The organism is Methylobacterium sp. FW102-HT35C08 (assembly GCF_058790235.1).
This window is the reverse complement of the sequence record NZ_JBYTCL010000002.1, coordinates 2,246,755-2,262,837: the sequence shown is the minus strand read 5'-3', so window position 1 is coordinate 2,262,837 and position 16,083 is coordinate 2,246,755. Positions and strand designations below refer to the sequence as shown.

General features: G+C 70.2%; 18 protein-coding genes. 14 read left to right on the top strand and 4 right to left on the bottom strand.

Translation table 11 applies throughout. The features are described from left to right. Positions 1 to 30: 30 nt before the first annotated feature. Genes AC3WSN_RS10735 through AC3WSN_RS10690 form a run of 10 tightly spaced genes read left to right on the top strand, consistent with a single transcriptional unit; the run spans position 31 to position 8,798 of the window. Positions 31 to 1,071: an ABC transporter substrate-binding protein gene (locus tag AC3WSN_RS10735; RefSeq protein WP_492537881.1), complete on the top strand. Its 1,041-nt coding sequence runs from the start codon at positions 31 to 33 to the stop codon at positions 1,069 to 1,071. Next, complete coding sequence (locus AC3WSN_RS10730; protein ID WP_492537880.1) at positions 1,071 to 2,132, top strand: ABC transporter ATP-binding protein; 1,062 nt, start codon at positions 1,071 to 1,073, stop codon at positions 2,130 to 2,132. The genes AC3WSN_RS10735 and AC3WSN_RS10730 overlap by 1 nt, the downstream gene beginning before the upstream one ends. Further along, complete coding sequence (locus AC3WSN_RS10725) at positions 2,129 to 3,013, top strand: ABC transporter permease (protein ID WP_492537878.1); 885 nt, start codon at positions 2,129 to 2,131, stop codon at positions 3,011 to 3,013. Before AC3WSN_RS10730 ends, AC3WSN_RS10725 begins: the two co-directional genes overlap by 4 nt. Continuing rightward, positions 3,010 to 3,810 carry an ABC transporter permease gene (locus AC3WSN_RS10720; RefSeq protein WP_492537876.1) on the top strand — a complete coding sequence of 267 codons (801 nt, stop codon included), beginning with the start codon at positions 3,010 to 3,012 and terminating at the stop codon, positions 3,808 to 3,810. Before AC3WSN_RS10725 ends, AC3WSN_RS10720 begins: the two co-directional genes overlap by 4 nt. Then, on the top strand, positions 3,807 to 4,940 hold the full coding sequence (locus AC3WSN_RS10715) for an NAD(P)/FAD-dependent oxidoreductase (RefSeq protein ID WP_492537873.1): 1,134 nt from the start codon (positions 3,807 to 3,809) through the stop codon (positions 4,938 to 4,940). Before AC3WSN_RS10720 ends, AC3WSN_RS10715 begins: the two co-directional genes overlap by 4 nt. Continuing rightward, the gene (locus AC3WSN_RS10710) at positions 4,921 to 5,253 is read left to right on the top strand and encodes a (2Fe-2S)-binding protein (protein ID WP_492537872.1); all 333 of its coding nucleotides are present in this window, start codon (positions 4,921 to 4,923) and stop codon (positions 5,251 to 5,253) included. The genes AC3WSN_RS10715 and AC3WSN_RS10710 overlap by 20 nt, the downstream gene beginning before the upstream one ends. Continuing rightward, positions 5,250 to 6,647, top strand: a complete 1,398-nt coding sequence (locus AC3WSN_RS10705; RefSeq protein WP_492537870.1) for an FAD/NAD(P)-dependent oxidoreductase — start codon at positions 5,250 to 5,252, stop codon at positions 6,645 to 6,647. Before AC3WSN_RS10710 ends, AC3WSN_RS10705 begins: the two co-directional genes overlap by 4 nt. After that, entirely contained in the window at positions 6,644 to 7,267 is a 624-nt protein-coding gene (locus tag AC3WSN_RS10700; RefSeq protein ID WP_492537868.1) for a hypothetical protein, read from the top strand. Before AC3WSN_RS10705 ends, AC3WSN_RS10700 begins: the two co-directional genes overlap by 4 nt. Continuing rightward, complete coding sequence (locus tag AC3WSN_RS10695) at positions 7,264 to 8,424, top strand: NAD(P)/FAD-dependent oxidoreductase (protein ID WP_492537867.1); 1,161 nt, start codon at positions 7,264 to 7,266, stop codon at positions 8,422 to 8,424. Before AC3WSN_RS10700 ends, AC3WSN_RS10695 begins: the two co-directional genes overlap by 4 nt. 29 nt (positions 8,425 to 8,453) lie before the next feature. Then, complete coding sequence (locus tag AC3WSN_RS10690; RefSeq protein WP_492537865.1) at positions 8,454 to 8,798, top strand: RidA family protein; 345 nt, start codon at positions 8,454 to 8,456, stop codon at positions 8,796 to 8,798. Positions 8,799 to 8,852: 54 nt separating this feature from the next. Here the strand turns inward: AC3WSN_RS10690 and AC3WSN_RS10685 are convergent, their stop codons facing one another. Further along, entirely contained in the window at positions 8,853 to 9,470 is a 618-nt protein-coding gene (locus AC3WSN_RS10685; RefSeq protein ID WP_492537863.1) for a cupin domain-containing protein, read from the bottom strand. 146 nt (positions 9,471 to 9,616) lie between these two features. On the opposite strand from AC3WSN_RS10685, the gene AC3WSN_RS10680 reads away from it, so the two are divergent. The 4 genes from AC3WSN_RS10680 to AC3WSN_RS10665 are packed head-to-tail and all read left to right on the top strand — an operon-like array spanning position 9,617 to position 13,066. After that, positions 9,617 to 10,381 (top strand): ABC transporter substrate-binding protein, encoded by a 765-nt coding sequence (locus AC3WSN_RS10680; RefSeq protein ID WP_492537861.1) that lies wholly within the window; start codon positions 9,617 to 9,619, stop codon positions 10,379 to 10,381. Positions 10,382 to 10,386: 5 nt separating this feature from the next. Continuing rightward, positions 10,387 to 11,040 (top strand): amino acid ABC transporter permease, encoded by a 654-nt coding sequence (locus tag AC3WSN_RS10675; RefSeq protein ID WP_492537859.1) that lies wholly within the window; start codon positions 10,387 to 10,389, stop codon positions 11,038 to 11,040. After that, positions 11,037 to 11,768, top strand: coding sequence for an amino acid ABC transporter ATP-binding protein (locus AC3WSN_RS10670; protein ID WP_492537858.1), 732 nt, complete (start codon positions 11,037 to 11,039; stop codon positions 11,766 to 11,768). Before AC3WSN_RS10675 ends, AC3WSN_RS10670 begins: the two co-directional genes overlap by 4 nt. An 8-nt stretch (positions 11,769 to 11,776) precedes the next feature. Next, complete coding sequence (locus tag AC3WSN_RS10665) at positions 11,777 to 13,066, top strand: NAD(P)/FAD-dependent oxidoreductase (protein WP_492537856.1); 1,290 nt, start codon at positions 11,777 to 11,779, stop codon at positions 13,064 to 13,066. A 203-nt stretch (positions 13,067 to 13,269) separates the two neighbouring features. On the opposite strand, the gene AC3WSN_RS10660 is transcribed toward AC3WSN_RS10665, so the two are convergent. The 3 genes from AC3WSN_RS10660 to AC3WSN_RS10650 form a co-directional block, all read right to left on the bottom strand. After that, a complete protein-coding gene (locus AC3WSN_RS10660; RefSeq protein ID WP_492537854.1) occupies positions 13,270 to 13,545 on the bottom strand; it encodes a hypothetical protein in 276 nt (91 codons plus the stop codon). Positions 13,546 to 13,651: 106 nt separating this feature from the next. Further along, complete coding sequence (locus AC3WSN_RS10655; protein WP_492537852.1) at positions 13,652 to 15,190, bottom strand: aldehyde dehydrogenase family protein; 1,539 nt, start codon at positions 15,188 to 15,190, stop codon at positions 13,652 to 13,654. Continuing rightward, positions 15,190 to 16,074: an NAD(P)-dependent oxidoreductase gene (locus tag AC3WSN_RS10650; protein WP_492537850.1), complete on the bottom strand. Its 885-nt coding sequence runs from the start codon at positions 16,072 to 16,074 to the stop codon at positions 15,190 to 15,192. The genes AC3WSN_RS10655 and AC3WSN_RS10650 overlap by 1 nt, the downstream gene beginning before the upstream one ends. Between the last annotated feature and the right edge of the window lie 9 nt (positions 16,075 to 16,083).

The window sequence follows — 16,083 nt, the reverse complement described above, 5'->3', positions numbered from 1 at the left end:
AGCTTTCCGATTGCTCACGGAGGCAAGGCAATGCTGCGGCCGATACTGGCGCTCTTCATCGCAACGGCTACCGGGCTCGCCGTGACGGTACCACTGGCCTGGGCCGAGCAGCGCCTGACCGTCGCCGGCTACGGCGGCAGCTACGAGCAGATCATGCGCACCAGCGTCATCCCGGCCTTCGAGCGCCAGAACGGCATCCGGATTGACTATCTGACCGGCAATTCCTCCGACAACCTCGCCCGGATGCAGGCGCAGCGGGGTAACCAGACGGTCGGCGTGGCGGTGCTTGACGACGGTCCCATGGTCCAGGCCGTGTCTCTCGGACTGTGCCGGAAGCTCCCGGACGCGGTCCGGGACGCAGTCTACCCGATCGCCGTACTGGGCGATGATCACGCCGTCGGCTCCGGCTTCGGCTACACCGGCATCGCCTACAACACGAAGCTGTTCGCGGAGCGCGGCTTCCCGGCGCCGACCTCCTGGATGGATCTGGCCCGGCCCGAATACCGGCAGCGGATCGCGATCCCCGGCATCGACAACACCTACGGCGTCCACACCATGGCGATGATGGCCCGCATCCACGGCGGCAGCGACAGCGACATCGCCCCGGGGCTGAAGGTCATGCGCCAGCAGATCAACCCCAACGTGCTGGCCTACGAGAGCAGCCCCGGTAAGATGAGCGAGATGTTCCAGTCGGGCGAGATCTGGCTCGCCGTCTGGGGCTCGTCCCGGGTCGCCGCCATGCAGCAGGCGAGCTTTCCGCTCGCCATCGCCCGGCCGAAGGAGGGCGCCGTCGTCCTGATGACGGCGGGCTGCGCCATCACGGGTAGTCCTGAGCCGGCGCTCGCCGACAAGTTCCTCGCCTATCTCGTCTCGCCGAAGGTCCAGGAGATCTTCGCCACGCAGTACGGGGCGGGCCCGACCAACCGCTCGACGAAGCTGCCGCCGGAGGTCGCCGACCGCGTGATCTACGGCGAGGATCAGGTGCGTTCGCTGATCGGCCTCGACTGGGACGTGGTCAACCGCAACCGCGCCGATTGGACTCGGCAATGGCAGCGGCAGGTCGAGCGCTGATGTCCGCGCCCGCCTTCCTCACCCTCGACGGGCTCGGCAAGGATTACGGCACCGTCACCGCCGTCCGCGACGTCAGCCTCGCGGTGGCGCCCGGCGAGTTCCTTGGCCTGCTCGGGCCCTCCGGCTGCGGCAAGTCCACGACGCTGCAGATGATCGCCGGCTTCGAGGCGCCGAGCCGCGGCCGCATCCTGATGGAGGGGCGCGATCTGACCGGCACGCCGCCGGCCAAGCGCGGCATCGGCCTCGTGTTCCAGTCCTACGCGCTGTTTCCGCACATGAGTGCCGCTGAGAACGTTGCCTTCGGCCTGGAGATGCGTGGCGTGCCGAAGGCGGAACGGGCCAAGCGCGTCGCCGAGGCGATGGCTCAGGTCCGCCTCGGACACCTCGCCGAGCGCTTTCCCCGCAACATGTCGGGCGGTCAGCAGCAGCGCATCGCCCTGGCGCGGGCGCTGGTGGTCGAGCCGCGGCTCCTGCTGCTCGACGAGCCGCTCTCGAACCTCGACGCTAAGCTGCGCGAGGAGATGCAGGTCGAGCTGCGTGAATTGCAACGGCGGATCGGCGTCACCACGGTGCTGGTCACCCACGATCAGGCCGAAGCGATGGCCCTGTGCGACCGGGTGGCGATCATGCAGGGCGGCCGGGTCGTGCAGATCGACGCGCCCTGGCAGGCCTACGACATTCCGGCAGATTCCTTCGTGGCCGACTTCCTCGGCCGCAGCAACCGCCTGCCGGCGCGCGCCGACTCCGGCGAGGCGGAGGCCGCAGGCCACCGCTTCTCCTTGCCGCCGGAACTGGCCGACCGGCAGGGCGACATCCTTCTGACGATCCGGCCCGAGCGCTTGCGCATCCGCTGCGAGCGCACGCCCGAAGGCGCTCCGGGCCTTGAGGGACGCGTGCAGGCTCGGCTCTTCCTCGGCGGCTACTGGCTCTACACGGTGGAGACGGCCTTGGGCGCCTTCGCCGTCATGGCACAGAACACCGGCACTCCGCCGCTGGACGAGGGCGCCGCGGTGACCCTCGACTGGGACGCCCACAGCCTGCGGCGGCTGGAGCCGGCATGACCCGCCTCGACCGCCTCACCCCCGCGCTTCTCACGGCGCCCTCCGCCCTCGTCTATGCCGGGGCGCTGCTGGTCCCGCTCGCCGGCGTGCTGGCCTTGAGCCTGCACGGCTTCGACTTCGAGAAGGGGGTGCTCCCCGGTTGGGGGCTCGCCAACTACCAGGATCTCTTCACCGATCCGCTGTTCGGCGAGGCCCTGACGCGCACCTTCCGCATCGCCGGGCTGACCACGCTGATCTGCGTCCTCGTCGGGGTGCCGGAGGCCTGGATCATCCACCGCATGGATCCGCGCTGGCGCGGGCCGATGCTCCTCGTCGTGGTCGGGCCGCTGCTCGTCTCGGTGGTGGTGCGGAACTTCGGCTGGATGGTGCTGCTCGGCACGAACGGCCTCGTCAATCAGGTGGTCACCGCCCTCCACGTGCCCGGAGCGCCCTTCCGGCTGATGTTCACGGAACTCGCCGTGGTCATCGGCCTGGTCCACGTGATGGTGCCGCTCATGGTGTTGTCCGTCTGGGCTAGCCTCGGCCGGCTCGATCCGGTGCTGGAGCGCGCCGCCACGAGCCTCGGGGCAGGGCGGGTGACGGTGTTCACCCGCGTCGTGCTGCCCAACGTCATGCCGGGCGTCATGGCGGGCGCGCTGATGGTGTTCTGCCTCTCGGCCTCGGCCTTCGCAACGCCCGCCATGCTGGGGGGCAAGCGCCTGAAGGTCGTCTCCAGCATGACCTACAACGAGTTCCTCAACACTCTGAACTGGCCGCTCGGCGCCGCGCTTGCCACCGTGCTGATGGCGGCGATCCTGCTCGCGACGCTCCTCTGGACGCGGCTTGTCGAGAAGCGGGCGCTGCGCCGCCTCGGCGAGGTCGCGCAGGGAGGCCCGGCATGAGCCGCAACGGTCCCCTTGCGCTGGCCTTCCACGCCCTGTTCCTCGCCTTCATCCTGGCGCCGCTCGTCGTGGTGATCGCCGTCTCATTCACTGGCCAGGGCTACCTCGCCCTGCCGTTCGACGGCCTCTCCCTCCGGTGGTGGCGGGCGATCGGCGACAACCCGCGCTTTCTGGAGAGCTTCTGGTACAGCACCCGCCTCGGGGTGACGGCCGCGACGCTCTCGGCCCTGATTGTCGTCCCGGCCGCCCTGGCGATCGCCCGCTGGCGTTTCCCTGGCCGCGGCACCCTCGTGGCGATCCTGGCCTCACCGCTGATGATCCCCCATGTGGTGCTCGGCGTGGCGCTGCTGCGCTTCTTCTCCGGCTTCGGGCTGTCCGGCAGCTTCGCGGGCCTTGTGGCGGCCCATGTCATCGTGATCACGCCCTACATGCTGCGCCTCGTCGGTGCCGGCCTGTCGGGGCTCGATCCGCGCATCGAGCAGGCCGCCGAGAGCCTTGGCGCCGACCGGTTCACCGTGTTTCGGCGCGTGACGCTGCCGTTGATCGCGCCCGGTCTCGCGGGCGGCTGGATCCTGGCCTTTGTGACCAGCTTCGACGAATTGACCGTGAGTCTGTTCCTGGCCTCGCCCGCGGCCAACCCGCTGCCGGTGCAGCTGTTCAACTACATCGACCAGATGACCGACCCGCTGGTCGCGTCGGTCTCGGCGGCGCTGATCCTCGTCACCGCCCTGGTCCTCTTAGGGCTCGATCGCTTCTACCCGATCGACCGCCTGCTCACCGGGGAGCGCCGCGCATGACAGCGACCAAACGAGAGATGTGCGACGCGATCGTGGTCGGCGGCGGGCTCGTGGGTGCGGCGATCGCGTACGGCGTTCAGAAGCAGGGCTTGTCGACCGTGATGCTCGACGAGGGCGACGTCGCCCACCGGGCGAGCCGCGGCAATTTCGGGCTGGTCTGGGTGCAGTCGAAGGGCCTCGGCGCGCCGCATTACCAGCATTGGACCCATGCCTCGGCCCGGGCCTGGCCGGAGCTGGCCGCCGACCTCCTCGCGACGACCGGCATCGACGTCGGGCTGCACCAGCCGGGCGGCCTGCATTTCTGCTTCTCGGACGACGAGATGGCCCAGCGCGATGCGCTGATGGGGCAGCTGCGCCGGGAAGCGGGCAACGCTGGCTACGAACATCGCATGATCCCGGCCGCGGAGCTGCGCGACATGGTGCCGGGCCTCGGCCCAAAGGTCGTGGGCGCCTCGTGGACGCCCTACGACGGCCACGCGAGCCCGCTGCATCTCCTGCGCGCGCTCCACGCGGCGTTCCAGGATCTGGGCGGCCTCTACCGACCGAACGCACGGGTCACAGCCATCGAGGCGGCCCCGCGCGACTTCACCGTCGCGATCGGGTCCGAGACCGTCCGGGCGCCGCGGCTCGTCCTCGCCTCCGGCCTCGGCAACGCCGACCTCGCCCCTCTGGTCGGCCTCTCGGCGCCCCTGCGGCCCGAGCGCGGGCAGATCCTCGTCACGGAGCGCACCCGGCAGGTGCTCGCCCTTCCAACCCACGTCGTCCGACAGACCGAGGAGGGCTCGCTGCTCCTCGGCGACAGCAAGGAGGATATGGGCTTCGATACCCTGACCCAGACCCCCGCGATCATGCGGGCCATTGCCCGCAGGGCGGTCCAGACCTTCCCGTGGATCGCCGAGCTGAACATCGTCCGGGCCTGGGCGGCGCTCCGCGTCATGTCGCCGGACGGCAAGCCGATCTACGACGCATCCGAGCGCTACCCCGGCGCCACCATCGCGAACTGCCATTCCGGCGTCACCCTGGCTGGCTCGCATGCGAGCCTGCTCGCCCCGATGATCGCGGCCGGCGCGCTGGCGCCGGAGATGTCCCCCTTCAGCGCGAGACGGTTCGATGTTCAGAATGCGGCCTGAGGCCCGGCCGGCCCCCGGCGATCGGCTGGTGGAGGTCATCGTCGCGGGCCGGCCCGTCCGCGTGCCCGAGGGCGCCTCGGCCGCCGCCGCTGTTCTGCTGTCGGGCGCACCGGCGATCCGCACGACGCCCGTCGGCGGTGCACCGCGGCTGCCCTACTGCATGATCGGCGTCTGCTTCGACTGCCTCGCCGAGATCGACGGCGTGGCCAACCGCCAAGCCTGCCTCGTGCCGGTCACCCCCGGCATGCGGATCGAGCCGCAGGTCGGCGCCCGCGCGGCGCGGATCGACGACGCCGCGCCGGAGGCCGCATGAGCTACGATCTCGCCATCGTCGGCGCCGGCCCCGCGGGCATGGCCGCCGCCATCGAGGCCGCATCCCTCGGGCTGTCGATCACCGTGCTGGACGAGCAGCCCGCCCCCGGCGGACAGGTGTTTCGGGCGGTGGAAGCTGCCTCCGGCGACCCGGCGCTCGCGGGCGAGTTCCTCGATGCCGGCGGCGCCCTGGTGGAAGCCTTCCGCGGCACGCGGGGCATCCATTACCGACCGCGGACGACACTCTGGCACCTCGATCCCGACGCGGGCATCCTGTCCGTGACCTCGGCGGGCGCGACCGAGGAGAACGAGGCTAAGCGCATCCTGCTCGCCACTGGCGCCCAGGAGCGGCCCGTACCGATCCCGGGTTGGACGCTTCCCGGCGTCATGAGCGCGGGCGCAGCCCAGATCCTGCTCAAGACGGTCGGCGCCGTGCCGGAGGGATCCGTGGTGATCGCCGGTCAGGGTCCGCTCTGCTGGCTGCTCGCCGTGCAGCTGCTTCGCGCCGGTCTCGAGCGGCTGACGCTCCTCGAGACCGGCTCCGGCGGCGCGCTCCGCGACGCTTTGCGGGCGGGCGGGCTCTGGACCGGCCGCAGACTGCTCGCCAAGGGTGTCGCCCTGATGCGGGAGACCCGGGCGCGGGGCCTGCGCGTGGTGCGCAACGTCCGCGACGTGCGGGCGGAGGGCGACGGCCGGGTCTCGACCGTGCGCTGGCGGCAGGGGGGCAGCGACCATGCCCTCGCCTGCGACACGCTCCTCCTGCATGAGGGCGTGATCCCGTCCACGCACGTCACCCGGGCACTGGGCCTGGATCACGACTGGGATAACCGGCAGCTCTGCTGGCGGCCGCGCCTCGATGGATGGGGGGCGGCGAGCCACCCGAACGTCGCGGTCGCGGGCGATGGTGGCGGCATCGGCGGCTGGGAGGCCGCAGCCGCGACGGGACGGTTGGCCGCCATCGACGCGGCCTACCGCCTCGGCCGGCTCGATGCCACCGGCCGCGACGCCCGCGCCGCGGATGCGTCGAAGGCCCGACGCGCGGCCCTCGCGCTGCGGCCCTTCCTCGATCGCCTCTACCAGCCGGCTCCTGGGATTCTCGCCCCCGCCGACGACACGGTCGTGTGCCGCTGCGAGGAGATCACGGCCAAGCAAGTCCGCGACGCGGCACGCCTCGGAGCCGCCGGCCCGAATCAGGTCAAGGCGTTCCTTCGGGCCGGCATGGGTCCCTGTCAGGGCCGCATGTGCGGAACTGTTGTCGCCGGGCTAATTGCCGAGACCCGTGGCGCCTCAATGGAAGTCGTTGGTGCGCTGCGACCGCGCGCGCCCTTCAAGCCATTGACCGTGGGTGAGCTGGCCATCGAGCGGCCGGATGCGATCCCGGAGCTCACCGCGTGAGCGTGCCGGACCAAACCCGCGCGGTGATCGTGGGCGGCGGCCCCGCCGGTCGCGCCGCCCTGGCTGAACTGCCGGGCGGAATCCTGATCGCTCGGCCTGGGGTCACGGCTTGGCACGCCGAGCCCGGCCACCTCTGGGTCGAGAGTTCCGGGCGGGTCTGGGCGGAGCCGTTCGACGTCCTGCTCGTCTGCGCCGACGAGCCCCTGCTGCTGGCGGCACTCGGCTGCGCCGTCTCGAACGGACGGGTGCTCACCGATGCCGAAGGGCGGACGAGCGTGCCGGGCGTCGCGGCGGCCGGGCGCGTCGCGGGCGCGGTCACACTCCAGGAAGCGGAGCGTCAGGGGTTCGCCGCGGCGCGTGCCGTGCGCGCCGGACGACCAGTCGTAACGTCGGCGCCGTTGAATGCGGACCCCGACGTGACGCGGCTCGATCCCGTCGCGCTGGCGGCGCTGCTGGAACAGCCTGCCGGCCCCGCGCGGACCCAGGCCGCCCTCGCGCAGCGCGTGCTTCTGGGCGCGGTGATTCCGGCCCGGCCAGTCGGGCTCGCAGCTTTGGCCGCTCTTGTCGCGACGATGCCGGAGCCGATCCCGCCCCAGAACGACCAGGGCGCGCTCGCATGACTGATCCCGACATCCTCGTCGTCGGCGGCGGCCTGCATGGCCTGTCGGCCGCCCTCTTCCTCGCGCGAGCCGGTCGACGGGTCCGCGTGCTGGAGGCTCGGCAGATCGCGGCTCATGCGTCGGGCTTCTCGGCAGGCGGCGTGCGCACGCTGGGTCGCCACATCTCCGAGGTGCCGCTGGCCCTGGAGGCAGTCGCGCGGTGGCACCGGATCGTGGACCTCGTCGGCGACGGCTGCGGCTTTCAGGCCGGCGGTCAGGTCCGTGTGGCCGAGACCCCGGCGGAATTCGCGCTCCTCTCCGAGCGGGTTGCGCGGATGCGCGCCGAGGGCTGGACCCACGAAGAATTGGTCGATGCCGCGACGGTGCGGCGGCTGCTCCCCGCCGTCGCGCCCCACGTCGTCGGGGGCATCGTCGCGCGCCGTGACGGTTTCGCGGCCCCCCTGCGGACAACGCTGGCCTTTGGCGCCGCGGCGCAGACCGCAGGAGCAGAGATCATCGAGGGCGCTCCGGTCAGGTCGGTGGACCGCCGCGCCGGGCTTTGGCATCTGAGGACCCGGGCGGGCGACGTGCACGTCGCCCGCCTCCTGTTGAACGCCTCGGGCGCCTGGGGCGGCCGCCTCGCCCGTGCGGCCGGTGACCCGATTCCCCTCGGCTTCAACGCCTTCCAGATGGTGCTGACCGACGCTCTGCCACCGTTCCTGACGCCGGTGGTCGGGGCGACCGGGCGGCCTCTGTCCTTTAAGCAGTCCGACAGCGGGCACGTGATGATCGGCGGTGGCCACAAGGGGCACGCGGATCTTGAGACAGGCACGGTGCGGCTCGACGTCCTGCGCCTCGCCTACTCGGCGCGCACCGCCGTCGACCTCTTCCCGATCCTGCGCGGCGCGCGGATCGTTCACGCCTGGGCCGGGATCGAGGGTGTCACGCCGGACGAACTTCCGGTCATCGGCCGATCCGCCGTCGCGGACGGGCTTGTGCACGCCTTCGGCTTCTCCGGACACGGATTCGCCCTGGCGCCCCTCGTCGGCGAAATCGTCGCGAGCCTGCTGCTCGACAGTGCCGCGCACCACCCCATCGCGGCGTTCGCTCCGGCCCGCTTCGCGCAGGCCGACGCCGTCTCCGAGACCCGGTCGTCCCTGCTGCAACCGGCCGGTTAGAACTGCAGTCGAGAGAAGGACCCGTTTCGATGATCCAACGCCATATCCGCACGCCCATCATGCACCGCGTGGTCGAGCACAGCGGCGTTCTCTATTTCGGGGGCATCGTGGCGGAGGATCGAGCCGCCTCGATGAAGGGTCAGACGGAACAGATCCTGACGCGGATCGACGCGCTGCTCTCGGAAATGGGCAGCGACAAGACCAAGATCCTCACAGCCACGCTCTACATCACCGACATGGCGCTCAAGGACGAGATGAACGCCGCCTGGACCGCGTGGTTCGCCCCTGAGATCCTGCCGAGCCGGTCCACCATCGGCGCCGCCGAACTCGGCCCCCAGATCCTGATCGAGGCGGTGATCACCGCCGCGCGCTGAGCGCCGGTTGCTGCAACCAGGATCCGGGCCCCGACAGACCGGGCGGGACGCCCGCTACGGCGTCCCGGGCTGCGACGGCCCGAGCACGTTAACCCACAGCACCACCGCCCGGCCCCGCGCTCTGGGATTGCCGAAGCGGTGCGGCCGGCGGCTCTCGAAGCGGAAACTGTCCCCCGCCGAGAGCTGAAGCGTCCGCGTCTCAACGACGAGAGTCAGACGTCCCTCCAGAACGAGGCCCGCCTCCTCGCCGTCGTGGCTGAACAGCTCGTCGCCCGTGCTGGCACCCGGCTTCAGGACCATGTGGAACAGGCTCATGCCCTGCGTCCCACCGGGAGGCGTCAGCAATTGCTTGGTGATGCCGGCACGCCAGAGCTGGAGCTCCGGCCGGTCCTTCTCGAACACCACGATGGGATCGGCTTCGGGCTCCTTCGGAGCCGGCTCGAACAGGCCCCCGATCCCAATCTGCAGCGTATCCGCCAGGAGCGCGAGCACTTTGAGCGACGGCGAGGACAGGCCACGCTCGACCTGACTGAGGAACCCGATCGACAGGCCGGTCCGCGCGGCGATCGCCTCCAGCGACAGCCCTCTGGCGCGCCGCAGCACGCGAAGACGCTGGCCAACGGCCCGGTCGACCGGGTCCGTGACCGTGCCGCCACCCTCAGGAATGCTCACCGCCCCGCCATCCTGCTCGCCTGCGGACTTTCATGCACGTGAAACTCGCTTGCGTCGACGGGCAAAGCATGCGGTATTCTTCACAAGAATGAAAAGGACCGATGGCCACCGCCAATCGGTTCCATGGCCGGGATCGGAGAGCCGTGATGAGAAGACGATTGGTCAGCCTGTGCCTGGCGTCGGCGCTTCTGTTCGGGACATCCGTCAGTGCTCAGACGTTGAAGGTCGGCTCGACGCCGACGGGCCTGCCCTTCACCTTCCTGGACACGAAGACCAATACCATTCAGGGCGTCATGGTCGACCTCGTCAACGCGGTCGGCAAGGAAGTTGGCTTCGCAGTTGCAGTGGAGCCCCTGCAATTCTCGACGCTCATCCCGGCGCTGACCGCTTCGAAGATCGACATCATCGCGGCGGCGATGTTCATCACGCCTCAACGCCAGGAGGTCGTGGCCTTCTCGACGCCGGTCTACAGCTACGGTGAAGGCCTGATCGTCCCGAAGACCGACACGAAGGACTACACGTCCTTCGCCGACCTTAAGGGCGAGACCGTCGGTGCCCAGGTGGGCACGGCCTTTGTCGAGCCGCTCAAGAAATCCGGTTTGTTCGGCGACGTGAAGATCTATGACACGATCCCCGACATCATCCGCGACGTGAATTCGGGCCGGCTGAAGGCCGGCTTCGCGGACGCGCCGATCCTCGCCTACTACGTCAAGCAGGGCGTATTCCCCGGGGTTCGCTTAGTCGAGACCTTCAAGCCGACCGTCGTCGCCTCAGTGGGCCTCAGCGTCCGCAAGACCGATGCGGCGCTCCTGGCGAAGATTGATGCGGCGCTGGCCAAGCTCAAGGCGGACGGGACGCTGCAGGCGATCCTGACCAAGTGGGGCCTGCCGCCGTCGGCCGACCGGTCCTGAGCTTGATGCGCGAGTTCCTCGCCGACGCCCAGGATTACCTGCCGATCCTGCTCCAGGGCGTGCAGCTCACCGTCCTGATCACCCTGGCCTCCCTGGTGGTCTCGACGCTGCTCGGTCTGGTCTGGGCGGTGATGCGTGTGTCGGGGATCGCCGTTCTGGCGGGTTTCAGCGCGGTGATGATCAACATCCTGCGCGGCATCCCGATCATCGTGCAGCTCTTCTATATTTACTTCGTCATGCCGGATTTCGGCCTGTCACTCACCGCCGTCCAGGCGGCGATCATCGGCCTCGGGATCGCCTACTCGGCCTACCAAGCGGAGAATTTTCGCGCCGGCATCGAAGCGGTGGATCGCGGACAGGTCGAGGCGGCACTGTCGATCGGCATGGGCTGGGGCATGACCATGCGGCGGGTGATCCTGCCGCAGGCGATCCGGATCGCGCTGCCGCCCTACGGCAACATCATGATCATGATGCTGAAGGACTCGTCGCAGGCCTCGACCATCACGGTCGCCGAGCTGGCGCTCCAGGGGAAGCTGATCGCGTCCTCGACCTTCAAGAACACCAGCGTCTACACGATGGTGGCGCTGATGTACCTGGCGTTGAGCCTGCCGCTGATCCTGCTGGTCCGTCACTTCGAGGCCAGGGGGCGGCACCGGTGATCGTCCTGGAGAATGTCCGGAAACACTACGGCGCCCTGGAGGTGATCAAGGGTGTCTCGGCCGAGGTAACCAAGGGCGAGGTGGTCTGCATCATCGGACCCTCGGGCTCGGGCAAATCGACCCTGCTCCGCTGCATCAATGGTCTTGAAGCCTATGACGGCGGCGAGATCCGCGTCGACGGCCAGCGGGTCGACCGGAATAAGCGCACCATCAAGGCGATTCGCACCCGGGTGTCCATGGTGTTCCAGCGCTTCAACCTGTTCGCCAACCGCACCGCCCTGGAGAACATCGTTGAGGGGCCGATTCACGTGAAGGGCGAGCCTCGGCCGCAAGCCGAGGAACATGCCCGCGCTCTGCTCGCGAAGGTTGGCCTGTTGGACAAAGAGCACGCCCGGCCCGACGCGCTCTCCGGCGGTCAGCAGCAGCGCGTGGCTATCGCCCGGGCGCTCGCCATGCGGCCCGAGGCGATCCTGTTCGACGAGCCGACCTCGGCTCTCGACCCCGAACTCGTCGGCGACGTGCTGCGGGTGATGCGCGGCCTCGCCGACGAGGGCATGACGATGGTCGTCGTGACCCACGAGATGGGCTTCGCCCGGGAGGTGGCCGACCGGGTGCTGTTCCTCGACGGCGGCCGCATCGTCGAGCAGGGATCGGCCGCCGAGATCCTGAACCGTCCGCAGAACCCGCGCACCCAGGACTTCCTGCAGCGCGTGCTGCATCCACTCTAGGACACGCCGTGGCCGAACCGTTCCCGCTCGCCCCGTCGCTCTGGGCCACCACGGCGGCGCCCGCACCGGAGACTCCACCCCTCGCAGAATCCGGGCGTGCCGACGTGGTGATCGTCGGTGGTGGCTTCTGCGGCCTGTCCACCGCCCTGCATCTGGCCGAGCGCGGGATTCAACCGGTGGTGTTGGAGGCGCGCGAGGTCGGCTTCGGCGGTTCCGGCCGCAACGGCGGCCAAGTCATCCCGGGGTTGAAATACGACCCCGCCGACCTGATCGCCCGGCTCGGCCGCGAGCGCGGCGAACGGCTCGCACGCTTTGCTGGCGGCACCGCCGACACGGTGTTCGACCTGATCGCCAAACACGGAATGGATGTGCCATACCGGCGGGAAGGATGGATCCAAGGCGCTCATACCGAAGCCGGACTGGTCGAAGTCGAGCGACGGGCCTCTCAATGGGCCGAACTCGGTGCGCCGACCCGCGTCCTCGACAAGGCCGAGACCGACCGCCTGCTGGGGACTGAACGCTATCTCGGCGGCTGGCTTGATGGCCGCGGTGGTGCCATCCAGCCGCTGAGCTATGCCCGTGGTCTGGCTCGGGCCGCCCTGAAGGCCGGCGCGGCGATCCACGGCGGATCGCCAGTCACCGAACTGAGCCGGATCGGATCAGGATGGATCGTCAAGACGGCGCAGGGTGCTCGGCTCACGACGGAGCGGGTCGTCCTCTGCACCAACGGCTACACGGGCCCACTCTGGCCAGGCCTCGCCAAGACGGTGATCGCGGCGAACTCCTTCCAAGTCGCAACAGTGCCGCTGTCCGACAACCTGCGCCGCTCAATCCTGCCCGAGGGTCAGGTCTCCTCGGATACGCGCAAGCTGCTGCTCTACTTCCGCCTCGATCATACCGGCCGCCTATTGATGGGCGGGCGCGGCCCGTTCCGGGAGCCGCGCAGCCAATCGGATTGGGCGCATCTCGAACGAATTATTGGCAAGCTGTTTCCGCAGCTCAATGGTATTGCTTTCGACCACCGCTGGTGCGGCCGCGTGGCGATCACCCGGGATTACCTGCCCCATCTTCACGAGCCGGCGCCCGGCCTGCTCATCGACCTCGGTTGCCAAGGCCGCGGCGTCGGTCTCCAGTCAGCGCTGGGACGCGCCATGGCCGCGTATATCGCCACCGGCGATACTGACAACCTTCCGCTGCCGCTGACACCGGTCACGCCGCTGCCGCTGCATGCCCTTCATCGCCTCTACGTATCGGCGATCATCGCTTGGTACCGCGTGAGTGACGGCGGCATTCGCTGACCCGTCGCGCGACCGATGGAAGAGGTGTTTGGCCAAGGCCGGCCGCCGCTAAACCTTCCGCAATAAGAAGGCGCGTTGAACAGGGGCTCGATCCAAACTCAGGAGCTTCGGAACTGCGGCGCTGCTTCCGGAATGCGGCCGATGCCGCCGTAAATCTGAACTCGGCGGAGTCCCGGAAGTGGACGTTGCGGTGTCCCTGCCCCTCAATCGCTTCTGAGACGCCTCGCCTCGTCAGGCAAGGCGACCGAGAGCAGCAGTGCCGGAGGCACGGGCTCACCAGCCGAAGCGCGCTGCCGAGGAGGCGGGCCCAGAGCAGCGAGCGCAGCACGATCTTGCCGCCCCCGCTGGGATTCTGACATTGCCATTGCCTCGGCGATGACGACGATGACCAGGGCGAGCAGAAACAGCATGAGCTTGTCGCCGCCCGAGACGGGTGTCGCCACCGGCCGCGCATCCACCGCGAAGAGCTCGCTCCCCATCGCTATTCTCCTTGGCCCACTTTCGGGGCTGGCCGTTGCTCCGTCTGCCAGTCTTGATCGCCGGCTTATCGATTGATCCTGTCGATCGGTGCGCGAAGCGGGGGGCCTAGCCCACGTAACCGAATGCTATGGCGGGTTCGGCGGCGGTCTCGACCCAGATGCTCTTGGTTTGGGTGTAGGCCATCAGCGCCTGGCGGCCCGAGGAGCGGCCGAAGCCCGAGCGGCCGAAGCCGCCGAACGGAGAGGCCACGTTGATGGTCTTGTAGCCGTTCACCCAGACGGTGCCGGCCCGCAAAGCCGCCGCGACGCGGTGGCCACGCCCGCCGTCGCCGGTCCAGACCGCGCCGGCGAGGCCGTAGGGCGTGCCGTTGGCCAGCGCGACCGCCTCGTCCTCGCCGTCGAACGGCAGGACCGCCAGGACCGGGCCGAACACCTCCTCCCGGGCGATCGCCGCGTCCGGCGCGACGCCGTCCACGATGGTCGGGCCGTAGTAGAAGCCGCCCGTGTCGCGCAGGGCCGCCGGGCAGGCCCCGCCCGCCGCGATCGTGGCACCGGCCCCCGCGGCGGCCTCGACCATGTCGGCGATCTTGTCCCGCTGGCGCCGGTTGTTGATCGGGCCGATCTGCGTCGCCGGGTCGGTCGGCGCACCCACCGGGATGCGCGCGGCGGCGTGGGACAGGCGCTCGACGAAGGACGCGTGGATCGAGCGGTGCACGAGGAGCCGGGAGCCGGCCACGCAGCTCTGCCCGGCGCCGCCGAAGATCGCGGCCTGCGCGCCGATCAGCGCCCGGTCGAGGTCGGCGTCGGCGAACACGATGTTGGCCGACTTGCCGCCGAGCTCCAGCACGCTCGGCACGATGGCGCGGGCCGCCGCGGCGGCGATCTGCGCGCCCGCCTCGGCCGAGCCCACGAACACGACGAGCCGCGTCTCGGGGTGGGCCACCGCGGCGGCGCCGGTGGTCGGGCCGGCGCCCGCCAGCACCGAGACGAGGCCGCGCGGCATCCCCTCGGCCCGGTCGCAGATCAGGCCGAGGGCAAGCGAGGTCAGGGGCGTCAGCTCGGAGGGCTTCAGCACCACGGCGTTGCCGGCGCAGATCGCCGGCGCGATCTGCCAGCCCGCCGTGAAGATCGGGGCGTTCCAGGGGGTGATCTGCACCACGGTGCCGAAGGGCTCGTGGCGGGTGTAGTTCAGGTGCGAGGTCGGGACCGGGATGACGTCGCCGTGCAGCTTGTCGCACCAGCCGGCGTAGTACTCGAACATCTCGGCGACCTTGGCCACCTCGCCGCGCGTGTCGCGGATGGGCTTGCCGGCCGAGAGGGTCTCCAGCTCGGCGAGCGCGCCGGCATGCTGCCGGACCAGGGCGGCGACCGCCCACAGCGCCCGGCCGCGGGCGGCCGCGCTCATGCCCCACCACGCGCGCTGGGCGTCGCGGGCCGCCGCCATGGCAGCCTCGACGACCGACGAGCCAGCATCGGCGAAGCTTGCGAGGACGCCGCCATCGGCGGGGTTGACGAGGTCGAGGCTGGCGCCTGTCCCTTCCAGGATCTCACCGGCCACGACGCTGCCGATGCAGCCGCCCGGCAGCAGGTCGGCCAGGAGTGCGGTGACCCGGTCGGCGGCGGGCGAGTGCGGCGTGCCGGACATCAGTGGGCTCCCGTGGGATCGCGGTAATCGGCCATGCGGGTGAAGTCGGCCGTGTCGGGGATGGCGGCCTGCGTCGCCTGCCAGATCCGCTTCACCTCGGCGGAGAGCGGCAGGTCGATCCCGCACGCGGCGGCGAGGTCGAGGGCGAGGCGCACGTCCTTGCGCATCAGGCCGGCCGAGAAGCCGCTGTCGAAGGTGCCGGACTGGACCCAGCGCGGGACCATGACCTCGCTGATCGCGCTGCGGCCGGTCGCGGTGTTCACGACCTTGACGGCCTCCTCGGCCGAGAGGCCCGCCGCCTCGGACAGGCGCAGGGCCTCGCCGGTGGTCACGAGATGGGCCGCCACAAGGAGGTTGTTGACGAGCTTGACGATGTTGCCGGCGCCCGAGGGCCCGACATGCGGCGCGCGGGCCGACATGGCCTCCAGGACCGGCCGCGCCAGTTCGTAATCCGCCTCCGCCCCGCCGACCATCATGGTCAGGGTGCCCTCGGCGGCGCCGGACGGGCCGCCGCTCACCGGGGCGTCGAGGAGCGCGTGACCCGCCGCGGCGAGGCGCTCGGCGAGGCGCCGGGTCGTGCCGGGATCCGAGGTCGAGGTGTCCACCACGACCACCTTCCGGTCGGTCCGGGACAGGAGGCCGCCCTCGGCGGTGACGACCGCCTCCACGTCCCGCGCCAGCGGCAGCGAGAAGACCAGGGCGTCGGCCCGGCGCAGCACGTCGTTGAGGGCGCCGAGGACGGTGACGCCGGCCGCCTCGGCGGCGGGGCGCCGGCCCGCGTCGATGTCGTAACCCAGGACCGCGAAGCCCTTGCGGGCCAGGGTCGCGGCCATGCCCAGGCCCATATTGCCGAGCCCGACGACCCCTACCGTTGCGATGGTCATGCCGATCCG